Origin of the sequence: Pseudomonas sp. 67(2021), from assembly GCF_017491835.1 — a bacterium.
Classification (GTDB): Bacteria; Pseudomonadota; Gammaproteobacteria; order Pseudomonadales; family Pseudomonadaceae; genus Aquipseudomonas; species Aquipseudomonas atacamensis.
Genome location: NZ_JAFGYL010000006.1, coordinates 56,133 through 80,196, shown reverse-complemented (window position 1 = coordinate 80,196; position 24,064 = coordinate 56,133). Strand labels below are relative to the sequence as shown.

The window sequence follows — 24,064 nt, the reverse complement described above, 5'->3', positions numbered from 1 at the left end:
GCGGTACAAACTGTCACTCGCGCTGTACCGATACCGTCACAGCACCACTCCATTCGTCCGAGACAAACCGGCCAAGCCCTTGATTTGCCTGACCTGCACGGCAGTGGCCCGGCCCTTGCTCTACGCTTAAAGCAAGCGCACTTGCGCGTTTCTCTAATAAGTACAAAGCCAAGGAGAACATCATCATGCGTTACGCCCACCCCGGTACTGACGGCGCCAAAGTCTCGTTCAAGAGCAAGTACGGCAACTACATCGGCGGCGAGTTCGTCGCGCCGGTCAAAGGTCAGTACTTCACCAATACCTCGCCAGTCAATGGCCAGCCAATCGCCGAATTCCCCCGCTCCACCGCCGAAGACATCGACAAGGCGCTGGACGCTGCCCACGCCGCCGCCGATGCGTGGGGCGCCACTTCGGTGCAGGCGCGCTCGCTGATCCTGCTGAAAATCGCCGACCGCATCGAAGAAAACCTCGAACTGCTGGCGATCACCGAAACCTGGGACAACGGCAAAGCCATCCGTGAAACCCTCAACGCCGACATCCCCCTGGCCGCTGACCATTTCCGTTATTTCGCCGGTTGCCTGCGCGCCCAGGAAGGCAGCGCTGCGGAAATCGACGGCAACACTGTGGCCTATCACATCCATGAACCGCTGGGCGTGGTCGGCCAGATCATTCCGTGGAACTTCCCGCTGCTGATGGCCGCGTGGAAACTCGCGCCAGCGCTGGCCGCCGGTAACTGCGTGGTGCTCAAGCCTGCCGAGCAAACCCCGCTGGGCATCTGCGTGCTGATGGAGCTGATCGGCGACCTGCTGCCGCCGGGTGTGCTCAACGTCGTGCAGGGCTTCGGTAAAGAAGCCGGCGAAGCGCTGGCGACCAGCAAGCGCATCGCCAAGATTGCCTTCACCGGCTCGACCCCGGTCGGCTCGCACATCATGAAATGCGCGGCGGAAAACATCATCCCATCCACCGTGGAACTGGGCGGCAAGTCGCCGAACATCTTCTTCGAAGACATCATGCAGGCCGAGCCGAGCTTCATCGAAAAAGCCGCCGAAGGCCTGGTACTGGCGTTCTTCAACCAGGGCGAAGTGTGCACCTGCCCTTCCCGCGCACTGGTGCAGGAATCGATCTATGACGAATTCATGCAGGCCGTGATGAAGAAAGTCAGCCAGATCAAACGCGGCGACCCGCTGGACACCGACACCATGGTCGGCGCCCAGGCATCCGAGCAGCAATTCGACAAGATCCTCTCGTACCTGGAAATCGCCAAAGGCGAAGGCGCGGAACTGCTGACCGGCGGCAAAGTGGAAAAACTCGAGGGCAGCCTGGCCACCGGTTATTACATCCAGCCGACCCTGCTCAAGGGCACCAACAAGATGCGCGTGTTCCAGGAAGAAATCTTCGGCCCGGTGGTGAGCATCACCACTTTCAAGGACGAAGCCGAAGCCCTGGCGATTGCCAACGACACCGAGTTCGGCCTCGGCGCCGGCCTGTGGACCCGCGACATCAACCGCGCCTACCGCATGGGCCGGGCGATCAAGGCCGGTCGCGTGTGGACCAACTGCTACCACCTCTATCCGGCGCATGCCGCGTTCGGCGGTTACAAGAAGTCCGGCGTCGGGCGTGAAACCCACAAAATGATGCTCGACCATTATCAGCAGACCAAGAACCTGCTGGTGAGCTACGACATCAATCCGTTGGGATTCTTCTGATCCTGCGATGCTGATCGTTCCCACGCGCAGCAAAGGAATGCCTCAACGGACGCTCCGCGTTCGGTTTCGAAGGGACGCGGAGCGACCCGGGCTGCATTCCCACGCAGAGCGTGGGAACGATCAGGTTCCTGGCTGTAGCCGGGCCAATAAAACAATAAAAATGGTGAACCCTATGCCAAGCGAATCCCCGGCCGGCGCTCCGGCGACCGGCTCCTCCGTCGACTTCGAAAAAGTCGGCACCGATTATTTCCAACAACGCGAACTGAAAAAAGGCGCCGCCGGCTGGGTCCTGCTGGTGGGCCTCGGCGTCGCTTATGTGATTTCCGGCGACTACGCCGGCTGGAATTTCGGCCTCGCCCAGGGTGGCTGGGGCGGCATGTTTCTCGCCACGCTGCTGATGGCGACCATGTACCTGTGCATGTGCTTTTCCCTGGCCGAATTGTCCTCGATGATTCCCACCGCTGGCGGCGGCTACGGTTTCGCCCGCAGTGCTTTCGGACCGTGGGGCGGGTTTCTCACCGGCACCGCGATCCTCATCGAGTACGCCATCGCCCCCGCTGCCATCGCGGTGTTCATCGGCGCCTACTGCGAGTCGCTGTTCGGCATTGGCGGCTGGATGATCTACCTGGCGTTCTACATCGTCTTCATCGCCATCCACATTTTCGGGGTCGGCGAAGCGCTCAAGCTGATGTTCATCATTACCGCCGTCGCCGCGCTGGCGCTGGGCGTGTTTCTGGTGGCAATGGTGCCGCACTTCGACGTTGCCAACCTGCTCGACATCCCGGTGACCACTGCGGTCGGCGCCAGTCCGTTTCTGCCGTTCGGCTATGTCGGCGTCTGGGCGGCGATTCCCTATGCGATCTGGTTTTTCCTTGCCGTTGAAGGCGTGCCATTGGCCGCCGAAGAAACCAAAAACCCCAAGCGCGACCTGCCGCGCGGTCTGATCGGGGCGATGCTGGTGCTGCTGATGTTCGCCCTGCTGATTCTGATCGTCGGCCCTGGCGGCGCCGGTGCAAATTCGCTGCTGACGTCGGGTAATCCGCTGGTCGAAGCACTGAGCAAGGCCTACGGTGGCTCGACGTGGATGGGCAGCTTCGTCAATCTGGTCGGTCTTGCCGGGCTGATCGCCAGTTTCTTCTCGATCATCTACGCCTACTCGCGGCAGATCTTCGCGCTGTCGCGGGCCGGTTACCTGCCGCGCAAACTGTCGCAGACCAACAAGAGCAAGGCGCCGGTGCTGGCCCTGGTGATTCCCGGCATCATCGGCTTTGGTCTGTCGCTGACCGGTCAGGGCGACCTGCTGATTCTCGTCGCGGTGTTCGGCGCTACCATTTCCTACGTGCTGATGATGGCCGCGCACATCACCCTGCGCATCCGGCGCCCCAAAATGGACCGGCCGTACCGCACGCCGGGTGGCATTTTCACCTCGGGTGTGGCGCTGGTATTGGCGTGCATCGCCGTGGTGGCGGGCTTCCTCGTCGATCCACGGGTGGTGATCGGCGCCGCGATCATCTATGGAGTGTTAATTGCTTACTTTGCTTTCTACAGTCGGCATCACTTGGTAGCGGGCACGCCGGAAGAAGAATTCGCGGCGATTCAAAAAGCTGAACAAGCCTTGCACTGATTGTCGAAAACCACGGCGCAGACGCATTCTGCGCCGTCACGGAGAACGCTGAATGGCCAGTTTTGCTCACACGGTCGGCGCGCAGACTTACCGCTTCGACAGCCTCAAAGACGTCATGGCCAAGGCCAGCCCCGCCCGCTCGGGGGATTTTCTCGCCGAGATCGCCGCGCTCAACGACGGCGAACGGGTGGCCGCGCAAATGGCCCTGGCGGACATCCCGCTCACCCACTTCCTGCAAGAAGCGCTGATTCCCTACGAAGCCGATGAAGTCACCCGGCTGATCATCGACACCCACGACAAGCAAGCCTTCGCCGTGGTCAGCCACCTCACCGTTGGCGGCTTTCGCGACTGGCTGCTCAGTGATGCGGCGGACGAAACCAGCCTGCGCGCCCTCGCCCCCGGCCTGACCCCGGAAATGGTCGCCGCCGTGTCGAAAATCATGCGCGTGCAGGATCTGGTGCTGGTCGCGCAGAAAATCCGCGTGGTCACCCAATTTCGCGGCACCCTCGGTTTACGCGGGCGCCTGTCAACCCGCCTGCAACCCAACCACCCGACCGACGAGCCGTCCGGCATCGCCGCGAGCATTCTCGACGGCCTGCTCTACGGCAACGGCGATGCGATGATCGGGGTCAACCCGGCCACTGACAGCATCGCTTCGATCTGCGCGATGCTGGAAATGCTCGACGCAATCATCCAGCGCTACGACATCCCGACCCAGGCCTGCGTGCTGACCCACGTCACCACTTCGATCGAGGCGATCAACCGTGGCGTGCCGCTGGATCTGGTGTTCCAGTCGATTGCCGGTACCGAGGCCGCCAATGCCAGTTTCGGCATCAATCTCAACGTGTTGCAGGAAGGCTACGACGCCGGGCTCAGTCTCAAGCGCGGCACCCTCGGGCAGAACCTGATGTATTTCGAAACCGGTCAGGGCAGCGCGCTGTCGGCCAACGCCCACCACGGCATAGATCAACAGACTTGCGAGACAAGGGCCTACGCCGTGGCGCGACATTTCAAGCCGTTCCTGGTGAACACCGTCGTAGGATTTATCGGCCCGGAGTACCTCTACAACGGCAAACAGATCATCCGCGCCGGCCTTGAAGATCATTTCTGCGGCAAGTTGCTCGGCGTGCCGATGGGCTGCGACATCTGCTACACCAACCACGCCGAAGCCGATCAGGACGACATGGACACCCTGCTGACGTTGCTCGGTGTCGCCGGGATCAACTTCATCATGGGCATCCCCGGCTCGGACGACATCATGCTCAATTACCAGACCACTTCGTTTCACGACGCTTTGTACGCCCGCCAGACCCTGGGCCTGAAACCGGCGCCGGAGTTCGAGCAATGGCTGGCCAACATGGGCATCTTCACCCAGGCGGACGGCAAGGTTCGCTTCGGCAACAATCTGCCGCCGGCCTTCCGCCAGGCCTTGGCGCACTTGGGATGAGTCTTATGGAAAAACCTCCGGTCGATCCGCAAAACCCGTGGCTGGAACTGCGCCGCCTGACCCCGGCACGCATTGCCCTGGGCCGCACCGGCACCAGTCTGCCGACGCGGGCGCAGCTGGATTTTCAGTTTGCCCACGCCCAGGCCCGCGATGCCGTGCACCTGGCCTTCGATCACAGCGAAATCAGCGCACAACTGAGCGAGCGCGGGCGGGAAACCCTGGCGCTGCAAAGCGCCGCGCCGGACCGACACACCTACCTGCAACGCCCGGACCTGGGGCGCAAGCTCAGCGATGAAGCGGCGCAGACCTTGCGCGACTATGCCAGCCAATACCCGGGCGGCGTCGATCTGGTGCTTGTCGTCGCGGATGGCCTGTCGGCGCTGGCGGTGCATCGCCACACCCTGCCGTTCCTGACGCGCCTGGAAGAACAGATGAGCGGCGACGACTGGTCCGTGGCGCCGGTGGTGCTGGTCGAGCAGGGTCGCGTCGCCATCGGTGACGAGATCGGCCAGTTGCTCGGGGCGAAAATGGTGGTAATGCTGATCGGCGAGCGCCCGGGCCTGAGTTCGCCGGACAGCCTCGGGCTGTATTTCACCTACGCGCCAAAGGTCGGCCTGACCGACGCGTATCGCAACTGCATTTCCAATGTTCGGCTTGAAGGTTTGAGCTACGGCATGGCGGCGCATCGCTTGCTGTATCTGATGCGCGAGGCGTGTCGGCGCCAGCTGTCGGGGGTCAACCTGAAGGATGAAGCTCAGCTGCACACATTGGAGGCGGACGACGCTGTCGACATGAAAGGCAACTTCCTGCTCGATCCACCGCCAGCCTGAACCGTTTCCGCATTGCCTTTCTGCGCTGCTTTCAGGCAGGATCGACGCACGGCCGCCCGGGTTTCCCATCGCCGTCAGAGCAGTTGAAGACAGCCACTTGAAGACGAGACCTATCATGCGGATTATTCAAGCGACCCTCGAACATCTGGATTTGCTGACTCCTTTGTTCGTCAAATATCGCGAGTTCTACGGCTCCCTGCCTTACCCGGATTCCTCCCGCGCGTTCCTCGAAAAACGCCTGCGCCGCAAAGAGTCGGTGATCTATCTGGCCCTGGCCGACGATGACGACAAGAAACTCATGGGCTTCTGCCAGCTCTATCCGAGCTTTTCGTCGCTGTCGCTCAAACGCGTGTGGATTCTCAACGATATCTACGTTGCCGAAGATGCGCGCCGGCAACTGGTGGCCGACAACCTGATCCGCACCGCAAAGAAAATGGCCAAGGAAACCCAGGCCGTGCGCATGCGCGTCTCGACCAGCGCGAACAACGAAGTGGCGCAGAAAACCTACGAATCGATCGGCTTCAAGGAAGACACCGAGTTCAAGAACTACGTACTGCCAATCAGCGACGAGCTCTGACTCCAACGGCTTCGGTGATGAGGGAGTTCGCTCCCTCGCCACGGCCGCCCCTTCCCTGACAATTGCTCACTTCGCGACACTCCCCGCTACAAAACCGGCGCGCTTTTCAGCGGTCAGACCGTATAATCCCGATCTTTCCGGCTTGTAAGAAAAACTACACCCCGCTGTAGGCTTACACGAAGTCATCCGCACAGGCCTGCCGAGTCGGGCCGTCATACAGGTGCCCCCATGGATTTCAACCCGCTCGACCTTATCCTGCATCTCGATGTGTATCTCGATTTGCTGGTGAACAACTATGGGCCATGGATCTACGCCATCCTGTTTCTGGTGATCTTCTGTGAAACCGGTCTGGTGGTGATGCCATTCCTGCCGGGCGACTCGCTGCTGTTCATCGCTGGCGCAGTGGCTGCCGGCGGTGGCATGGATCCGGTGCTGCTCGGCGGCCTGCTGATGCTGGCGGCGATCATGGGCGACAGTACCAACTACGTGATCGGACGCACGGCCGGGGAGAAGCTGTTCAGCAACCCTAACTCGAAAATCTTCCGTCGCGACTACCTGCAAAAAACCCACGACTTCTACGACAAGCACGGCGGCAAGACCGTGACCATGGCGCGTTTCCTGCCGATCATCCGCACCTTCGCGCCGTTCGTCGCGGGCGTGGCGCGGATGCCGTACCCGCGTTTCTTCGGCTTCAGCGTGCTCGGCACCATCCTCTGGGTTGGCGGTCTGGTCACCCTGGGTTATTTCTTCGGCAACGTGCCGTTCATCAAGAAAAACCTTTCGCTGCTGGTGGTGGCAATCATCCTGCTGTCGCTGGTGCCGATGATCATCGGCGTGGTGCGCAGCCGGTTCGGCGGCACCAAAGTGCAATCGCACTGATCCGATGTGGTCACTGAGCGCCTGGCGATGCCGGCGCCTCCTGGCCAGGCACCCGATTGCCGACGACCTGTGGCAACGGGTGCGCCATCAACTCTCCTTCCTCGATGGCATCAGCGCGACTGAAGACCAGTGGCTGCGCGAAGCCTGTGTGCTGTTTCTCGACGACAAACACCTGACCGCCCTGCCCGGCGTCGAACTGCATCAGGAGCAACGCCTGCTGCTCGCCGCCCAAGCGCAGTTGCCGTTGCTGCATCTCGGTGATCTGAATTGGTACCAGGGTTTCCACGAGATCGTGCTGTACCCGGATGACTTCCTCAGCCCGCAACGTCATCGCGATGCCAGCGGCGTCGAGCATGAGTGGGACGGCGAACACAGCGGTGAAGCCTGGCAGCAGGGGCCGGTGATTCTCGCCTGGCCCGGCGTACAGGCCAGCGGTGGCTGGGAAGGCTACAACCTGGTGATCCACGAACTGGCGCACAAGCTCGATATGCTCAACGGCGACGCCAACGGCCTGCCGCCACTGCACGCCGACATGCGCGTCAGCGACTGGGCCGAAGTGATGCAGGCCGCCTACGACGACCTCAACCGCCAGCTCGACCACGATCCCGACGCCGAAACCGCCATTGATCCCTACGCCGCCGAGAACCCGGCGGAGTTCTTCGCCGTCACCAGCGAATACTTCTTCAGCGCCCCGGACCTGCTCCACGAGGCTTATCCACAGGTCTACTTGCAACTGCAGCTTTTCTACCGGCAGGATCCGTTGGGCAGACTGCGGCAACTTCAGGCCACAGACCCGGTCTATCAGGCGCACGACTAAGCTCTGCACGACTTCTGGTACGTGGCGTCGGCGTAGGAATGTGCCTATAATCGCCGCCACTTTTTGGTCAATCCGGCCAAGTGTTTTTGGTCAACTACGGGGGCAACGCCCAATGAGCTACAGCAAGATTCCGGCTGGCAAAGACCTGCCGAACGACATCTACGTCGCGATCGAGATCCCGGCCAACCACGCGCCGATCAAATACGAAATCGACAAAGACAGCGATTGCCTGTTCGTTGACCGTTTCATGGCCACCCCAATGTTCTACCCGGCCAACTACGGTTACATCCCGAACACCCTGGCTGACGACGGTGATCCCCTCGACGTACTGGTCGTGACCCCTTACCCGGTAGCGCCAGGCTCGGTGATCCGCGCGCGCCCAGTCGGCATCCTGAACATGACCGACGACGGCGGCGGCGATGCCAAAGTCATCGCCGTGCCACATGACAAGCTGTCGCAGCTGTACGTCGACGTGAAGGAATACACCGACCTGCCACCCCTGCTGATCCAGCAGATCGAGCACTTCTTCGCGAACTACAAGGATCTCGAGAAGGGCAAGTGGGTCAAGATCGAAGGCTGGGCCGGCGCAGACGCCGCCCGCGAAGCGATCACCAAGTCGGTTGCCGCCTACAAGGGCTAAGCCATTGCGCCTTGCGTGACGCTTGAAAAAAACCCCGGATTTCCGGGGTTTTTTGTTATTGGCGTCTGCATAATCGACTCGGTTGTTCTGGTCGATGTAACTCGAAATACACCTTGGTTGGCCCCCTCTCCCTCCGGGAGAGGGTTGGGTGAGGGGCTCTTGAAAAAGCCCGACTAAACAAACCGTTTAAATTCCTACATGCAGTTTTAATCTGTTTAATTTCCCACAAGTACGTCTTACATCCCGTCGCAAAATACAGGCTTTTTTTGAACGCCCGGTTTATTCAAACCGCTCTAGTCCGGCCGTAGACTCCGTGTTTATGAGAAAGAACACTAGCGGTCCACGATTCAAGGCACTCCTGGAAGCAGCGAACATCAGCACCACGGATTTCGCAAGGTTCTGGGGCACGGAAGCCCAAAACGTTCATAACTGGTACACCCGGGGCGTCCCGGCGTATCGCATGGAAGAAGTCTCACGCCTGTTGTCGGTCAATAGTGAATGGCTGAAAACCGGGGAAGGCGTCAAGGAGGTCGCGCGCCTGCACCCACCCGCCAGCAACGGCGACACGTTCGATGCCCAGTCCATCTGCGGCGTCTACACCGTCATCAACCCCAGCGACATCGACCTGGCATTTTTCAAGGAAACCCCGATCGCCAACGGCGATGGCAAAACCCACGTCATCCTCGACCCCGACCAGTCCCTGCGCCTGCCCCGCGCCCACCTCGATCAACTCGACATCCAGCACGCCAACGCCATCTGCGCGCACATGATCGGCAACAGCATGGCCGATCGCATCGAAGACGGCTCCATCGTCGCCATCGACCGTGGCCTGACCCAGGTCGTCGACGGCGAAATCTACGCCGTAGAGCACGACGGCATGCTGCGCATCAAATACCTGCACCGCATGCCCGGCAACGGCCTGCGCATGCGCAGCCACAACAGCGCCGAATACCCCGACGAGGTCTTCCGGCCGGCGCAGATCGAAGAGCAGCGGATTCACATTCTTGGCTGGGTGTTCTGGTGGTCGACACTGGGCAAGCGCCGGCCGGTGGTGCCGTTTCTATGACTGTTTGCCAGAACCTGTGGGAGCGGGCTCGCCCGCGAAGAGGCCCTGACAACCGGTACAAATCCCGAGTTTGTACCGCTTCAGTCGCTCTAAACCGCACTTGAGGCTGGGAATCCAAAGCAAAACTCAGTATCCTGCGCCCCACATTCGCGCATCGACCCGCCCTGCGGCTCGGATGACGCCCGACGAGGCAGACCAACGTCTGACCAAGTCCCACAGCCGGACGCAGATCCGGATGTACGTTTTGAAGGCTGGCGCGGTTTACCAAAAATAAACCAAGCCAGTCCCCGAGAAGCCGGCCACAAGCCGGCTTTTTAATGCCTGCAACAAACCATATCCATTGCTGAAATTGCATTCCAGCTTGTATAGCGCCCAATGCACTGGTTACCGTCCCGCCAAATATCGCAGGAAACACCAAATGCCCAAAACCTCATTCCCCATTGAGGACGCGCTGAAGCGCGCCGCCGAACGAGGCGAGCCGCCTGCCGAAGATAAGTTGGCCAGTGAAGAAGATGACGAACTTGCCGCCATCGTTCACGAGCGCCTCGCCGCTCCTCAGCGAATGCAGGTCAGTCTGGCTGATCTGTAAGCTGTTCGAGCGCCCAGCTACAGTTGCTGAATTTGTCCAACAACCTGTTGGACAAATGCCCCTCACGGATAACTGAACGACTTCACCAACGTCAGCTCCCCCGCCGTCCGCATCGGCACTACAAACGTCTCCATCTTCTCGCTCGGCGTCCCTTCTTCAGTAATCACCGTCACCTGCGCCGTGGTCAGCGCCTGCACCGCTTCATCCCCACCTTCGTCATCTCCGCGATACCCGCCGCCGTAATAATTCACATAGACAAGATACTGCCCCTTGATCGGCGCGGGCATGGCGGCGATTTCCGGGCCGTAGCCGGTGGTGACGTCGACGTCGAGGGCGGCGCCGTTGGGTGCGACGCGGTTGCCGTACCATATGTGGGCGCCGTCGGGGGTGACGAGGTGCAGGTCGAGGTCGGTGCCGTCGCTGTCCCAGGCCAGCAGCACGCGCAATTTGGCCGGGGTGGCGCCGCCGCGGGTGTTGAGGAATTGCGTGCGGTGGCGTTGCTGGCCGTCGGCGCTGCGCACTTCGATGCTGTTGCTGCCGTTGGGGAAGGAGAACGGGCGATCGAAGCCGCCGGCGGGGTCGATTTTCAGCGGCATGCTGACGCCGTTGACGATCAGGCGGCCGGGTTCGTTGTTCTTCGGCACGGCTTTGATCTGGCCGCTGATTCTGGCGGTATTGGCCTGGCCAAGCGGTGTGTTGACCGACGAGGCCGGGTAGTTGACGGTCTGGCGAAAGCTCTCGCCCTCGCCTTGCGGTGCGCCGCTGCGCCAGCCGCCCACCGGGGTGTCGAGTTTGACGCCATCGGCGGCGAACGCTTGCGGCAGTACGTTGAGGGCACAGAGCAGCAGCAAGACCTGTGGATAACGGAGTGTCATGGTCTATTCCAGCAAAAGGTGACGGGCGAGCCCTTCGATGTAGGTTTCATCCTGGCCGTTGGGGTGTGCTTCGAAGGCCAGGTGCAGATATTCATGAGTCAGGTCGAGGCGATCCTGCAGGGTCAGCACGCCGCGCACATAAATGCGCTGACGCTCACGGTCGACGAAGGGCCGGCCGAAGGCGAGTTTGCATACGGCGAAAGTGCTGACTTCGTTGTAGCCGGTTTCGCTTTCAAGCCTCGGACGCCAGCCGCGCCGCTGCTTCTGCAGCCAGTCTTGCGCGGCGGGCAATGCTTCGCAGGAGGCGACCGGGTTGTCCCAACGGCTGAGGCTGGCGCGTGGATAGGCGTGCAGCAGAATCGCGTCGTAACGTTGGCCGGCGTTCGCTTGCTCGACGGCTTGCTGCCAGGCGAGTTTGTCCGGGCCGGGCTGGTCGGAGTGATAGGTGACGGTGCTGCCGGCCAGTACCAGGTCCGCCGTCCACGCCGCGATGTTGCGTGACTCGGCCGAGGCTGGACGCGGGGCGACGCGCTGGCGATTGCTGCTGTCGTCGATGCTCAGGCAGTCGCCGTTGCGCGTGGCGTTTTGCAGCAGATAAGTGCGGATCGCTACGGCCAGCGCCTTGGCGGCTTCGGCAGGTTCCGGTTTGGCTTCGCGCTCAAGGACGCGGGCGACATATTCTTCGCGATCAAGCCTTGCGACGAGTTTGTCGTTGAGCAGAAACAATTCGCCGTCGCTGTGGATGAGCAGCGCGTTGCCGTTGGCGAATTCGACGCGGTAGTCGCCGCGCAATGGCCCGGACGTGGCGACACGATCCCCGACCAGAACCTTCGAAACCGGATATTTCGAAAACAGCCCGACTTCCACACAACGCCCCGCGTCCACCGGCCAAGCCGTCGGCAATACGCTGGCCAACGCTTGGCCGTAATGACGCAGGACCATCTGACTGGTGCCGCGCCCGCCCACCCAGATCGGCGCGCCGTCGGCGCTCCAGCCGGCGAATCCACCCTGGCGCGATTGTGCATCCTGGTCGCCGAGCCAGCTCCAGGTTTTCACCCGCAGGCGTCCGCCCAACTCGCCGGCGACATTGCCGTCCGCCGCGTTCAGTACGACATCGAGCAGCACGCGGCGCATCTGTTCCTGCGCTGGCAGCAACGCCAGAACGCTCAATAACTCGGCAACCGAAACCCTTGTTGCCGGTTGCACGGCTGGCAAATCCAGCAACCACGTCGGCGCTTGCCGCGCCTGCCAATACGCTCGCCAATCCGTCGCTGCAATGCCCAACCGCGCCGGTTCGAAATACAGACCGCAGGACTTCACCAGTGCCTGATCCCGCTCGATCTTGCCGCCCGCCGAGCAGCAATAAACTTCTTCTTTGGACTGCCCGCGACATTCATACGCCGGTTCCTGTGCACCGGTATCCACCAGCCACGCGTAGACGAACAACTTCCACAGACTGCCCAGCGGCGCATCCAGCGACGCTGGCAACGGTTCGCGCTTGATCAGTTGCGTCTGACTCAACGACAACAACTCGCCCTGATAGGCCACACGCAACAGCTCGTCCTGCGCTGTCGCCAGCGCAGGCATCACACCCATCAGCAGCCACAACAGCGGCCGGCGCATGTCAGTTGACCGTGACCTGACCGAGGGCGGCTTTCGCCTCTTGGGCCTGATGCTGCGGTGCATACACTTGCTTGAAGCGTACCGGCGGGAGGTTGAACTGGCCCTTCTGCGAGAAGCGCACCAGATGACGCAGGCGCAACTCACCGCTCAATGCATCGACCGGCACCGCGTAAGCCAACTGACCCGGTTCGAAACGCGCCTTCTCCAGCGCGGTCGGTTCGGTGCCGTCCTTGCCCTGCAACTTGATGCCCCAGGTCGTGCGCTCGACATCCGCGCCCGGTGGCAGCGGCACTTCAAGCACGCCGTAGCGCAACGGTTTCGGTGCCTTGCTGGTGAGGATCACCTCATCCAGGTACAGGCTGTCGCTGGACAACGGTTTAGTGCCGACCGGCTCGAGTTTGAAGGTGAACGCTTCTTCGCCCGGCACCAGACGCGACAGGCGCCGGGTGATGGTCACGGCCATCGGATCGACCTGCGGCTGTTGCGTCTGGAAGCTCAGTGCTGCACGCAGCGGTCGTTCTTGCGTGCCGGACACGCTCAGCACGCTCGGCAGCGGCGCCGCGCCCTGCCATGTCCAGTACATCTCGCCGCTGGCCCCGTAGTTTTTCTTCCAGCCTTCACCCGGCATCAGCGCGATGGTCGGCGAAGCCTGAGCGATGCTGCGTTGCAGCCAGGTCAGCGCCAGTGCACGTTCCAGTGTCGATTGCTGCGGCAGTAACCGTTGCAGCAACGCCGTGGCGCGAGCCTGATCAAACGGTTGCAGCGACAGGTTCAGTGCTTCAACGAAGGGCTGCGAGCTGACCGCCAGACGTTGTTGCGCTGCGCCCAGTTGCCGATTGAACGCCTCCGGCAAAGCAACTTTCGCCTGCGAGGCCAACGATGCAGTGAGTACCCGTGCCGTCGCCAGACCAAGTGCCGAATCCGGGTCGTTCATCACCAGACTGTTCTGGCCGTCGTCGAGCAAGGTTTCGGCAGCGCCTTCACCGGCCTTGGCCAGATCGTCGATCAAACCGCTGAGCAGCGTGTTCACTGGCAGCTGCATCTGTTTGGCGAACGACAGAATCAGCGCCCGTTGCAGCAATGGTGTATTCGGCGCTTGCTTGGCATAGACCTCCAGCACCCGCTGCCAGTGCTCCGGCGGCAGGGTCAGGTCGAGTACGCGGCTGGCATTCCAGTCGGCGTAATAGGCATAGGCGGTGAGAAATGCATCCGGCTCGCCGTCGTAGCCCCACCAGGTGAAGCTCGCCGACGGCCCGGCCATTTGCACCAGGCGCAGGCGGCTGTTCTGCATGATCAGGCGCAAGCGATCGCGAATCTGCGGGTTCGAAGCCAGCGATGGATAGGCGATGCTCAACGGCAGCAAGCGACTGGCCGTCTGCTCGACGCCGCCGTACGGGTAGCCGAGCAGATCATCGAGGGCGGAACGGAACAGCGCTTGCGGACCGTCATCCAGACGCAGGCGGATATCCGTGGCATCCGCCGGCAAACTCAAGGGTGTATCGCCGCTAACCACGTCGAGGCTTTGTGTCTGGGTGACCTGCCAGCCTTCACCGGTGGCACTCAAGCGCACAGCCAGGGCATCGGCGACTTTGCCATCCTGCACAAGCTCCGCCGTCCACTCGCCAGAGGCCAAAGCGAACGCCGGCAGTGGCAGGTAATTGATGCCGCTGTTCAGGGTCACCGGCGAGCGCTGTTCGGCGCCGGCATAGTGCGTGACCAATTCAGCCTTGACCGGTTTCTCCGCCTGACTGAAAGCGAACACGCCCAGTTGCGGCTGATCGCCCTTGCGGAATCTGCTCGGCCCGCTCCACTTCAGGTACAGCGGTTTTTCCGAACGGACAAACTGCTTCTTCTGCCCGACCTGACCGTCATCGGCAATCGCCCGCGCGGTGATGCGCCAGCGGGTCAGCGAGTCCGGCATCTTGAAGGTGAAGCGGGTTTTGCCGTCGGCGCCGGTCAACAACTCCGGCTGCCACGCAGCGGTGTCGACGTCTTCACGGCGCGGACGCTCAAGCACTTTCACGCCGCGCTCGCTGCGATTGGCCTTGCCCGGTGCGCCGGGGCTGCCCGGCAATGCCACGTCGTAGCTGATGAATGACAGGCTGGCACTGGTACGCACGTTGTTGCGCCGTGGGTGATAGAAGAACTGGTCGATGCTAGGCGCGACTTCCGGTTGCAGCGCGTAGACCATTTCGTCGACCACGCTGACCGTCAGATGCGCCGGAACCGCTTTGCCGGCGAACTGCGTGGTCAGGTCGACCGTGACCGTATCGCCCGGCAGGTACACCGCTTTGTCGGTGCTGATCGCCACGTCGATTTGCGGCGCGACCACTTTGATCCCGGCGTTCTGGAAACTGTACTGACCGCCCTTGGTATAGAGCACGGAGAAGGTCAGGTTCGGCGCGAAGTTGTCCTTCACCGCAATGCGCGCGCGGTATTGGGTGTCGCTGAGTTTTTCCAGCTTCAACCAGTCAGCGCCCTTGGCCAGCAGCGCGGTCGCTTCGACCTTGTCGCGCTCCAGCGACAGCAGTGCATCGCTGACCGGCTCAGGGAAGGTGATCAGCGCCAGCGCTTCTTCGCCCGCCTTGTACTCGGGCTTGTCGAGGACGATTTCCACGGTACCCTGCACCGCTTTCACACCGTCGCCGGTGACCGAGTGGCCGGTGGCGCCGAGGACGCGACCGTGTTGATCCTTCAGCGTCAGGTTGTAGGTGCCCGGACGTTCGAAGGCGAGGCTGAAGCCTTTGTCCGTTGCGGCGAGTTTGCCTTCGCCGGTGCTCTGATCTTCCAGGCGCACCCAAGCGTAGCTGCTCGGCGTTACGGCTTTGCTTTGTTCGGTGCCACCCTCATTCGCGTAGCTGAAGGCAACCTTGTCAGCGACCGCGCTGAACCGCTGCGGCGCGCTCAAGCGGAAGCTCGCCGCGCCACGGTCGATGAGGATTTCCTTGGTGGTCTTGACCCGATACGCCGCGCCGTCGCTGGCGAACACGGTGAGCATGTAGCGGCTCGGTTTTTCCGCCGCTGGCAGATCCAGTGTCGCGTTGCCTTTACTGTCGGTAGTCAGTTCGGTGCTGGTCAGTTCCACCGGAAATTGCCCGAGGTATTGCAGCTCGTTGTCGACCATCGACAGTTGCTGGGCGCACAGGCTCAGGCTCAATTTCGCGTTGGCCACCGGTTTGCCGTCCGGGTAGAGCAACACCAGGCTGCCTTTCACCGGCTCACCGGTACGGTAATCCTGCTTGGCCAGATTCAGCGAGATTTCGAAGTGCGGCTTGATGTATTCAGCCACACGGAAAGCACTGCTGTAGGCCTGCTCCTTGTAGTTGAAACGGATCTCGTAACCACCAGCCACGGCGTTATCCGGCAACTGGAAACGGCCCTGAGTACCGGCCTTGGAATCCAGTTTCAGATCGAGGGTCTGCAATTCGGTCCCCGTGGCATCAAGCACGCTGACACTGACATCCGCCGCACCCGGCAACACCGAATCACGGGCATTCTTGAACTCGCGACCGACGATTTTCAACGACACCCAATCGCCCGGACGATACAGCGGCCGGTCGGTGAAGGCGTAAAGTTTGGTGTCGTAGATTTCGCTGTCGTAGTAGAAGTTTTCCGAGACGAACACGCCGCCCTCTTCGTCCTCGCCGATGACGAACGAGCGCTCCGGGCTGACGTGTTTCAGGCGCAGCAGACCGTCGGCATCGGTAGCACCGCTGCTCATCACGCCGAGGCCATCGGTCCACAGCACGTTGACCTTCGGCACCGAACTGCCTTCGTGCTTGCGCGCGGCCCAGACCAGCAGTTCATCACCGGCAATCTTGCTCACTGCGACGGTGTTGGAGACGAAAACCATGGTGGTCGCGCGGTACTTGCCGATCAGCGCTTCAACCAGATACAGCCCCGGCTTCAGGTTACCCAACGGGATGTAGACGTTGCCCGGCGCGACGCTGACGAAGTCGCTGGACGAGCCGGCCAGATTGACCCCGGCCGGCGGCTGGATAGGCTTGGCCTGCCACAGCGGATAACGGAACTGGCTGACCACCGGCAAACCCGGGATCAGCGCGAATTGCGGCTGCGCGTCGTATGGCGTCGGCGCGACCATGGCCTCGCCCATTTTCAACTCCGGCACTTCTTCGGTGACCTGCTTGCGCGACTCGTAGGAGAACGCACGCTGCATCACCCGGCGGGACTTGCGATACCAGTTGTCCCACAGATAGGCGAGAGTGTTGGACAGACCTTCGCCCTTGAACTGGCCGTCGCTGACGACGCGATGCAGGTTCTTCTGGCGCTTGAGGAAATCCAGCGGCTTGTCGATGCGGTATACGCGAATGTCGGCGCCGCCGTACGGTTCCATGCGAAAGCGCCGGTAGTCACGACCCGGGGCTTCGAGGCGGACCATCGCCGGCTCGTCGCTGGCAAAACTGCTGTCGGCAAGCAAAAAGAAACTCTCACCGGCCACCGGTGTGTAATTGCTCGGCTCCACCGAGTCTTCGGCGTTGACGCAGGTAAACGGCAGCAACAACGCCAACAGCAAGGAAATTCGCGAACAGATACGCAACATGCGGGCACCGGTCATTGGGAAAGAAAGTTCAGTCGATAGACGCCGATGAAGTTGGGGTTGGCTGCGTCGGGTATCCATCGGGTGTCCTTCCATGTCATGAGTTGCTGCAGGCTTGCCGAACGCATGCCGTTGTCAGTGGGGGTGGTGGTGCCGGTGTGATAGGCGATGTAGCGGCCCATCCAGATCATCAGGTGCTGGTCGTCGCCCTGATCGAAAAACATCAGGTCACCGGGCCGCGCCTGCGACACATCGCGGCCGACCAGATGGCTGTTGAACTGAATCAGTTTGATCGCGTTGACGTACGGCCCGACCTTGCCGCCGCCCTGCTGCCACTGTTGCGCGAGCTTGCGTTGCGCGTCGCTCAGCGCCAGTTCCGGCGGCAGATAGCGATTGGACAGGCCATTGCTGCGCAGCCATTTGTCGTCGTGGACTTTCAGCGCTTCGTTGGCGGCAAAGCGCACCAGCCCGGCGCAGTCCTGTTGATACCAGCGCGGGCTCGGGCCCTGGCTGAGCTGCTCTTGAGCGATGCGCACAAACCAGGCGCGAAACACCTGGGATTGCGCCGGGCCGAGCGCTGGCGCTTCAACTGCTCGGGCGCCTGCGCTCAGCAGCAACGCAAGCAAGCCGAGGCTGCGGATCAGTGCGCTCACAGCGCTTTCCATTCCAGCGGCAGCCATTGCCAGTGGCCGTCAGGCTCGCTGCCTTCGGGCAGGGTCAGGGCATATTTGCCGTAGCCGCCGAGGGTGCGCAGTTTCGGCATCAGGTAGGTTTGCGCAGCGTTATAAAACACCGGCTCCATGTCCTGCGGCAGGCTGTCGAGGGTTTCGCGCTGCATCAGTTGCGCCATCGCGTCCGGGCCGAAGTAGATCGGCATCAGTACGTCTTTTGGCAAACCGTCGGCCATCGGCGGGAAGCGCTTGTCGAGAGTGCCGAGGGCTTTGTCGACGAGTTTGTCGTCGAGGGAGAACAGCAGCGTCGAGCCATGACGGGCGAGGCTGACTTTCATGAACGCCTTGCCGGAAATCGCCTCCGGGTTTTCAGCGGTCTTCGCCGCGTACGGACCGAAACTGGAACTGACCTGACGCTGCCAGACGTGGCTCTGGCCTTCCTGCTTGTCGATCACCGGGAATACGCTTTCGGCGACATTGGCTTCGAACGCGCCGACCATCGAACCGAACAACTTGCCCAGATCACCGTCAAGCTTGCTGCTGTCTTCGTCTTTGAGGCTGGCGACCAGCAACGGTGTGTATAACCGCGAATCGGCGTACCAGCACAGGCCGGCCGCGCCAGCGACGTGTTCGGTCAGCGTTTGCGCAACAGCTTCATCGGCACCGAGTTTGATCAATATCGGCTTCTGCGGCTCCGCCGCCACCGGCAGGGTCACGCAAGCGCTCGCCCCCAACGGCATCGCCTGCCAGACCGGTTTGAAATCGAAGTCCGGCTGGTTTTCCAGTTCATCCATGGCCAGATAGCTGTGCCAGCCCTTGTCGTCCATGTCGAAACGCAGCCCGGCGAAATTCGGGATGAAGCGCTGATAGCCCATGGCGAGCACGCTGGAATTGACCGACAGACGCTGCTTGGTTTCCGGTTTTTTCGCTGGCAAGCCGAACGCTTCGGGGAAGAGCTTTTCACCGTTGAGTAACGCCGCCAGCGCTTGCGCGGAAACTCGGCCCGACTCTTCCGAGACGCCGCTCTCGGGGTCGTAGTACTTGGCTGGATTGGACAACACCACCAGTTTGTCGCCGCGCGACGCGAACAGCAGTGATTTGCTGGCGTTGTAGCTGAGTTGATACAGCGGCACGTCATCGCCGCCGACTTTGAGAGTGCCGAAGATGCTGAGCTGAGTGTCATCCAGCGCCACTTTCGCCAACGGCTCGAGCAGCTTGGCCAATCCGCCGCGATCCATCACCAGCAGGAAATCCTTCAAGCGGCCATCGGCGCCACGCCACAGCGCAACATCGGCCGGTTGATCGAAAAGCTGCTCGATCAGGCTGTCCTGCAACTTCAGGTCATGCTCGTAGATGATCCGCCGCAGGCTGCCGATCAGGCCGAGGCGGTCGGCGTGAGTTTCGTAATAGAAGACGAAATCCTCGGTGAGCGTGGCCTTGAGAAACGGCACCGTCAGGAGGTCCTTGGGCAACTGGCTCAGCGAGCGAGTTTCGAGCAAGGCGTCTGGACGGCCGAGGCCGAGCTTGTCACTGGCAAGTGTCGCCGGCGGCGCTTTGGGCTTGAGCAGCAGCCAGCCGAAACCGCCCGCCACACCGGCCACCAGGCACAGGCCGAGCACGACCAGCGGCCAGCGCCGCGAAGGTTTGGCCGCCGGTGTCGCGGCAGCTGGAGTCACAGTGTTATCGCTCATGTTCACAACATCCGAGTTCATCCGTGGCGGGATGCTTAATAGTTGAAAGTCTTGACCAGCAACAAATCACCGATCGCCCGCAGGGGCACGATGAAGGTTTCTCGTTTTTCGTCGACGGTGTTTTCGTTGAGCACCAGGGTGATCTGCGAGGTGATCACCTCGTTCTGATTACTGGTTTCCTCGAAGTTATAGCCACCATCGCCGTAGTTGCCCCAATAGTTGACGTAGACCAGATACGTGCCGTGCAGCGGCGCGGTCATGGTGAACATTTCCGGGCCGGGGCCGTCGACACCATCCGGGTCGAGGCCGCCGCCATTGCTCAGCGCCGGCCGTGCCCAAAAGGCATGCTGACCGTCGGGGGTGACAATATGCAGATCCAGCTCGGCTTTCGGGTCGTCCCATCCCAAGACAAGACGAATCTTCGCCGGCGTGCGCAGATTATTTGCTTCATAAAATTGCACGCGCTTGAGCGACTGGCCTTCGGCGCTGATCACTTCGACGCTGTTGGAACCGGCGCCAAATGCGTAGGGCCGGGCAAAACGCCCCTGATCGTCGGTGTACAGATTCAATGGATTGCCGTTGACGGCGAGGCTGTGCGGCGGACGCATGCGGCCGAGGGCTTTGAGCTGGCCCTGGATCATCGTGCGATTGCGCTGAATGCCGCGATCGATCGGCGGCGTCGGGTAGGCGACCTGCGGATTTTCCGAACGATCGAGCAGGCCGTGATAACGCCAGCCGCCGACCGGCTCGGACAACTGCGCAGTCGGCGCGGCCCACAGCGCAGGCGCGCAGGCGAGGCCGATCAGCAGCAAAAGAAATGAACGCATGTGACGCCTCCTGCCATGCCTTGAACGAAACCTTGCACCCGATCCTCGGTACTTCACAGCGGTGAACTGCGTTTCGTCTGAATACCCCGCAACTGTCGGGGCCGTAGAAGCCGCGAAGAGTAGCGATTCGGCAGTTTTTTAACAATCGGATACATGTGTGATTGCTGTAGGAATCTCGCTTTCGAGAGGGCGTGAGCCGAATAGCGAAGTTATTCGGCTCATAAAATGAGCCGAATAAGCCTCAGCCCCGAAACTTCACATTAACTTTGTGACGAGGGGATTTATCCCAGCTCGGCTGCGCAGCAGTCGTAAAACCGGCGACTTCGATTTTCCTGAGAGTATCGGTTGTCTGGTTTTAGGGTTGCTACGCAACCCAGCGGGGATAAATCCCCTCGCCACGGGGGTCATGTGCGCGGCTTTGGGTAGGGCGCCTCATTTGCCCATACCCCCCCTATCTGCTAGTGTCGCGCCGGTTTAACGTCTACCGGAATTTGCCGCCATGGCCCGCAAAAAAGCTGCACTGGATTTCGAACAATCCCTCGCCGACCTGCAAACACTGGTCGAGCGTCTGGAGAACGGTGAATTGTCGCTGGAAGACTCGCTGACCGCTTTCGAGCAGGGCATCGGTCTGACCCGTGACTGCCAGGCGGCGCTGGCCCAGGCCGAGCAGAAAGTGCAGGTGCTGCTGGAGCGCGATGGCGAGCTCGCCGAGGAACCCTTCGACGCGGATGAGCCAGAATGATCGCGGCGTATTCGGCGAGCAGTCAGGCCCGGGTCAACGCGGCGCTGGAGACGCTGTTCAACGCGCCGCTGCCGGAACTGGCGCGGCTCTACGAAGCGATGCGCTACAGCGTGATGAACGGCGGCAAGCGCGTGCGCCCGTTGCTGGCTTACGCCGCATGCGAAGCCCTCGGCGCAAAGGCTGAACAGGCCAGCGGCGCGGCCTGTGCGGTCGAACTGATCCACGCCTACTCGCTGGTGCATGACGATTTGCCGGCGATGGACGATGACGATCTGCGTCGCGGCCAGCCGACGACCCACAAGAAATTCGACGAAGCCTGCGCGATCCTCGCCGGTGACGGCTTGCAGAGCCTGGCCTTCAGCGCCCTGCTCGACCCGCGCCTGAGCGATTGCAGCAGCGAAATCCGTCTGCAGATGGTCACAGCGCTGGCCCATGCAGCCGGTCCGGCGGGCATGGTCGGTGGTCAGGCCATCGATCTGGGTTCGGTCGGTCTCAAGCTCGATCAACAAGCCCTGGAACAGATGCACCGGCACAAGACCGGCGCGCTGATTGAGGTCAGCGTCAAGCTTGGTGCCCTGGCCAGCGGCCGCGCCCAGCCTGATCAGCTTCAGGCTTTGCAGACTTATGCACAGGCCATCGGCCTGGCCTTTCAGGTGCAGGACGACATCCTCGACGTGGAAAGCGATACCGCGACCCTCGGCAAACGGCAGGGCGCCGACATTGCCCGCGACAAGCCAACCTACCCGGCGCTGCTCGGCCTCGACGCCGCCAAGGCCTACGCTCTGGAACTGCGCGATCAGGCCTTGCAGGCGCTGCGACCGTTTGACGCGGCCGCCGAGCCGCTGCGCGAGCTGGCGCGGTATATCGTCGAGCGACGCAACTGACGGCGTATCGGCCAAAAAAGACCAACGCGTGGGCAGGGGGCGATGCATCAGGTAAACTGCCGCATCTTTTATACCTATAACGATTCGCCTGATGCCCACGACGTTTCATGAGATTCCCCGCAAGCGCCCGACCACGCCCCTGCTCGACCGCGCGAACACGCCGGACGGCCTGCGCCGGTTAGGCGAAGCCGAGCTGGAAACCCTGGCCGATGAGTTGCGCCTGGAACTGCTCTACACGGTCGGCCAGACCGGTGGGCATTTCGGTGCCGGCCTGGGCGTGATCGAGCTGACCATCGCGCTGCATTACGTCTTCGACACCCCGGACGACCGTCTGCTGTGGGACGTCGGGCATCAGGCGTATCCGCACAAGATCCTCACCGGTCGCCGCGAGCGCATGGCCAGCCTGCGTCAGAAGGACGGCATTGCCGCGTTCCCGCGCCGCTCCGAGAGCGAGTACGACACCTTCGGCGTCGGCCACTCCAGCACTTCGATCAGCGCCGCGCTGGGCATGGCCATTGCCGCCCGCCTGCAGGACAGCGATCGCAAGGCCATCGCCGTGATCGGCGACGGCGCGCTGACCGCCGGCATGGCTTTCGAGGCGCTCAACCATGCGCCTGAAGTCAACGCCAACATGCTGGTGATCCTCAACGACAACGATATGTCGATCTCGCGCAACGTCGGCGGGTTGTCGAATTATCTGGCGAAGATCCTTTCCAGCCGCACCTACGCGAGCATGCGCGAGGGCAGCAAGAAAGTCCTTTCGCGCCTGCCCGGCGCCTGGGAAATCGCCCGTCGCACCGAAGAATATGCCAAGGGCATGCTGGTCCCCGGCACCCTGTTCGAAGAGCTGGGCTGGAATTACATCGGCCCGATCGACGGCCACGATCTGCCCACCTTGATCGCCACGCTGCGCAACATGCGCGATCTCAAAGGCCCGCAGTTCCTGCACATCGTCACCAAGAAAGGCAAAGGCTTCGCCCCGGCGGAAGTCGACCCGATCGGTTACCACGCCATCACCAAACTCGAACCTTTGGACGCCCCCGCCGCTGCGCCGAAAGCCGTCAGCGGGCCGAAGTATTCGGCGGTGTTTGGCGAGTGGCTGTGTGACATGGCGGCGGCTGACGCTCGTCTGGTCGGAATTACCCCGGCGATGAAGGAAGGCTCGGATCTGGTGGCGTTCAGCGAGCGCTTCCCCGAGCGTTATTTCGACGTGGCGATTGCCGAGCAGCACGCGGTCACTTTCGCTGCCGGCATGGCCTGCGAAGGCGCGAAACCGGTGGTGGCGATCTATTCGACATTCCTGCAACGCGGTTACGACCAACTCGTACACGATGTCGCGGTGCAGAACCTGGACGTGCTGTTCGCCATCGACCGCGCCGGCCTGGTTGGCGAAGACGGCCCGACCCACGCTGGCAGCTACGACCTGTCGTACCTGCGCTGCATCCCGGGCATGGTCATCATGACCCCGAGCGATGAAAACGAATTGCGCAAAATGCTCACCACCGGCCACCTCTACAACGGCCCGGCGGCAGTGCGTTACCCACGCGGCAGCGGCCCGAATGCTGTCATCGAAAAAGATCTCGAAGCGATCGAAATCGGCAAGGGCATCGTTCGTCGTCAGGGCAGCAAGGTCGCCATGCTGGTGTTCGGCGTGCAACTGAGCGAAGCCTTGAAAGTCGCCGAGAAGCTCGACGCCACCGTGGTCGACATGCGTTTCGTCAAACCGCTGGATGAAGCGCTGGTACGCGAGATCGCCGGCAACCACGAGTTGCTGGTGACCATCGAAGAGAACGCAATCATGGGTGGCGCCGGCGGCGCGGTCAGCGAATTCCTCGCCCGCGAGAACATTCTCAAGTCGATGCTGCATCTGGGCTTGCCGGACATTTACGTCGAGCATGCGAAACCGGCGCAGATGCTTGCCGAGTGCGGGCTGGATGAGGCCGGGATCGAAGCGTCGATTCGCCAGCGCCTGGCATTGCTCGCCCAATAAACGCAATACCCTTGTGGGAGCGAGCCTG

At 61.8% G+C, this 24,064-nt stretch carries 19 protein-coding genes; 13 read left to right on the top strand and 6 right to left on the bottom strand.

The features are described 5' to 3' along the window. The first annotated feature begins 185 nt into the window (after nt 1-185). The 10 genes from J5M66_RS10295 to J5M66_RS10250 all read left to right on the top strand — a co-directional run bounded on the left by J5M66_RS10295 (nt 186) and on the right by J5M66_RS10250 (nt 10,175). Nucleotides 186-1,706, top strand: coding sequence for an aldehyde dehydrogenase family protein (locus J5M66_RS10295; RefSeq protein WP_024014465.1), 1,521 nt, complete (start codon nt 186-188; stop codon nt 1,704-1,706). Nucleotides 1,707-1,878: 172 nt separating this feature from the next. After that, nucleotides 1,879-3,330, top strand: a complete 1,452-nt coding sequence (eat, locus tag J5M66_RS10290; RefSeq protein WP_122610986.1) for an ethanolamine permease — start codon at nt 1,879-1,881, stop codon at nt 3,328-3,330. A gap of 52 nt (nt 3,331-3,382) precedes the next feature. Further along, complete coding sequence (locus J5M66_RS10285) at nt 3,383-4,777, top strand: ethanolamine ammonia-lyase subunit EutB (protein WP_024014467.1); 1,395 nt, start codon at nt 3,383-3,385, stop codon at nt 4,775-4,777. A gap of 5 nt (nt 4,778-4,782) precedes the next feature. Continuing rightward, a complete protein-coding gene (gene eutC / locus J5M66_RS10280; RefSeq protein WP_130927826.1) occupies nt 4,783-5,607 on the top strand; it encodes an ethanolamine ammonia-lyase subunit EutC in 825 nt (274 codons plus the stop codon). Between the two features lie 115 nt (nt 5,608-5,722). Continuing rightward, entirely contained in the window at nt 5,723-6,184 is a 462-nt protein-coding gene (locus tag J5M66_RS10275) for a GNAT family N-acetyltransferase (RefSeq protein ID WP_016773002.1), read from the top strand. Between the two features lie 228 nt (nt 6,185-6,412). Next, on the top strand, nt 6,413-7,063 hold the full coding sequence (locus tag J5M66_RS10270) for a DedA family protein (RefSeq protein ID WP_016773001.1): 651 nt from the start codon (nt 6,413-6,415) through the stop codon (nt 7,061-7,063). A gap of 4 nt (nt 7,064-7,067) precedes the next feature. Further along, entirely contained in the window at nt 7,068-7,880 is an 813-nt protein-coding gene (locus J5M66_RS10265; RefSeq protein WP_207808227.1) for a zinc-dependent peptidase, read from the top strand. A gap of 112 nt (nt 7,881-7,992) precedes the next feature. Continuing rightward, on the top strand, nt 7,993-8,520 hold the full coding sequence (gene ppa, locus J5M66_RS10260; RefSeq protein WP_003205933.1) for an inorganic diphosphatase: 528 nt from the start codon (nt 7,993-7,995) through the stop codon (nt 8,518-8,520). A gap of 319 nt (nt 8,521-8,839) precedes the next feature. Beyond that, nucleotides 8,840-9,586, top strand: coding sequence for a S24 family peptidase (locus J5M66_RS10255; RefSeq protein WP_073475694.1), 747 nt, complete (start codon nt 8,840-8,842; stop codon nt 9,584-9,586). A 418-nt stretch (nt 9,587-10,004) separates the two neighbouring features. Continuing rightward, on the top strand, nt 10,005-10,175 hold the full coding sequence (locus J5M66_RS10250; RefSeq protein ID WP_016772997.1) for a hypothetical protein: 171 nt from the start codon (nt 10,005-10,007) through the stop codon (nt 10,173-10,175). A gap of 62 nt (nt 10,176-10,237) precedes the next feature. On the opposite strand, the gene J5M66_RS10245 is transcribed toward J5M66_RS10250, so the two are convergent. Genes J5M66_RS10245 through J5M66_RS10220 form a run of 6 tightly spaced genes read right to left on the bottom strand, consistent with a single transcriptional unit; the run spans nt 10,238 to nt 20,420 of the window. Next, complete coding sequence (locus tag J5M66_RS10245; RefSeq protein ID WP_206421506.1) at nt 10,238-11,050, bottom strand: DUF2135 domain-containing protein; 813 nt, start codon at nt 11,048-11,050, stop codon at nt 10,238-10,240. A gap of 3 nt (nt 11,051-11,053) precedes the next feature. After that, nucleotides 11,054-12,673: a DUF2300 domain-containing protein gene (locus tag J5M66_RS10240; RefSeq protein ID WP_207808228.1), complete on the bottom strand. Its 1,620-nt coding sequence runs from the start codon at nt 12,671-12,673 to the stop codon at nt 11,054-11,056. A gap of 1 nt (nt 12,674) precedes the next feature. Beyond that, a complete protein-coding gene (locus J5M66_RS10235; RefSeq protein WP_207808229.1) occupies nt 12,675-17,249 on the bottom strand; it encodes an alpha-2-macroglobulin in 4,575 nt (1,524 codons plus the stop codon). Further along, on the bottom strand, nt 17,246-17,896 hold the full coding sequence (locus tag J5M66_RS10230; RefSeq protein WP_207808230.1) for a DUF1175 family protein: 651 nt from the start codon (nt 17,894-17,896) through the stop codon (nt 17,246-17,248). The genes J5M66_RS10235 and J5M66_RS10230 overlap by 4 nt, the downstream gene beginning before the upstream one ends. Next, complete coding sequence (locus J5M66_RS10225) at nt 17,881-19,593, bottom strand: DUF2138 domain-containing protein (protein ID WP_207808231.1); 1,713 nt, start codon at nt 19,591-19,593, stop codon at nt 17,881-17,883. Before J5M66_RS10225 ends, J5M66_RS10230 begins: the two co-directional genes overlap by 16 nt. A 35-nt stretch (nt 19,594-19,628) precedes the next feature. Further along, entirely contained in the window at nt 19,629-20,420 is a 792-nt protein-coding gene (locus J5M66_RS10220; protein WP_110602936.1) for a DUF2135 domain-containing protein, read from the bottom strand. 499 nt (nt 20,421-20,919) lie between these two features. Between J5M66_RS10220 and J5M66_RS10215 the strand changes: the two genes are divergently transcribed. The 3 genes from J5M66_RS10215 (at nt 20,920) to dxs (ending at nt 24,036) form a co-directional block, all read left to right on the top strand. Then, nucleotides 20,920-21,162: an exodeoxyribonuclease VII small subunit gene (locus J5M66_RS10215; protein ID WP_016772991.1), complete on the top strand. Its 243-nt coding sequence runs from the start codon at nt 20,920-20,922 to the stop codon at nt 21,160-21,162. Then, nucleotides 21,159-22,046 carry a (2E,6E)-farnesyl diphosphate synthase gene (ispA, locus tag J5M66_RS10210; protein WP_207808232.1) on the top strand — a complete coding sequence of 296 codons (888 nt, stop codon included), beginning with the start codon at nt 21,159-21,161 and terminating at the stop codon, nt 22,044-22,046. The genes J5M66_RS10215 and ispA overlap by 4 nt, the downstream gene beginning before the upstream one ends. Before the next feature lie 91 nt (nt 22,047-22,137). Next, nucleotides 22,138-24,036: a 1-deoxy-D-xylulose-5-phosphate synthase gene (gene dxs / locus J5M66_RS10205; protein WP_073475710.1), complete on the top strand. Its 1,899-nt coding sequence runs from the start codon at nt 22,138-22,140 to the stop codon at nt 24,034-24,036. Nucleotides 24,037-24,064 lie beyond the last annotated feature (28 nt).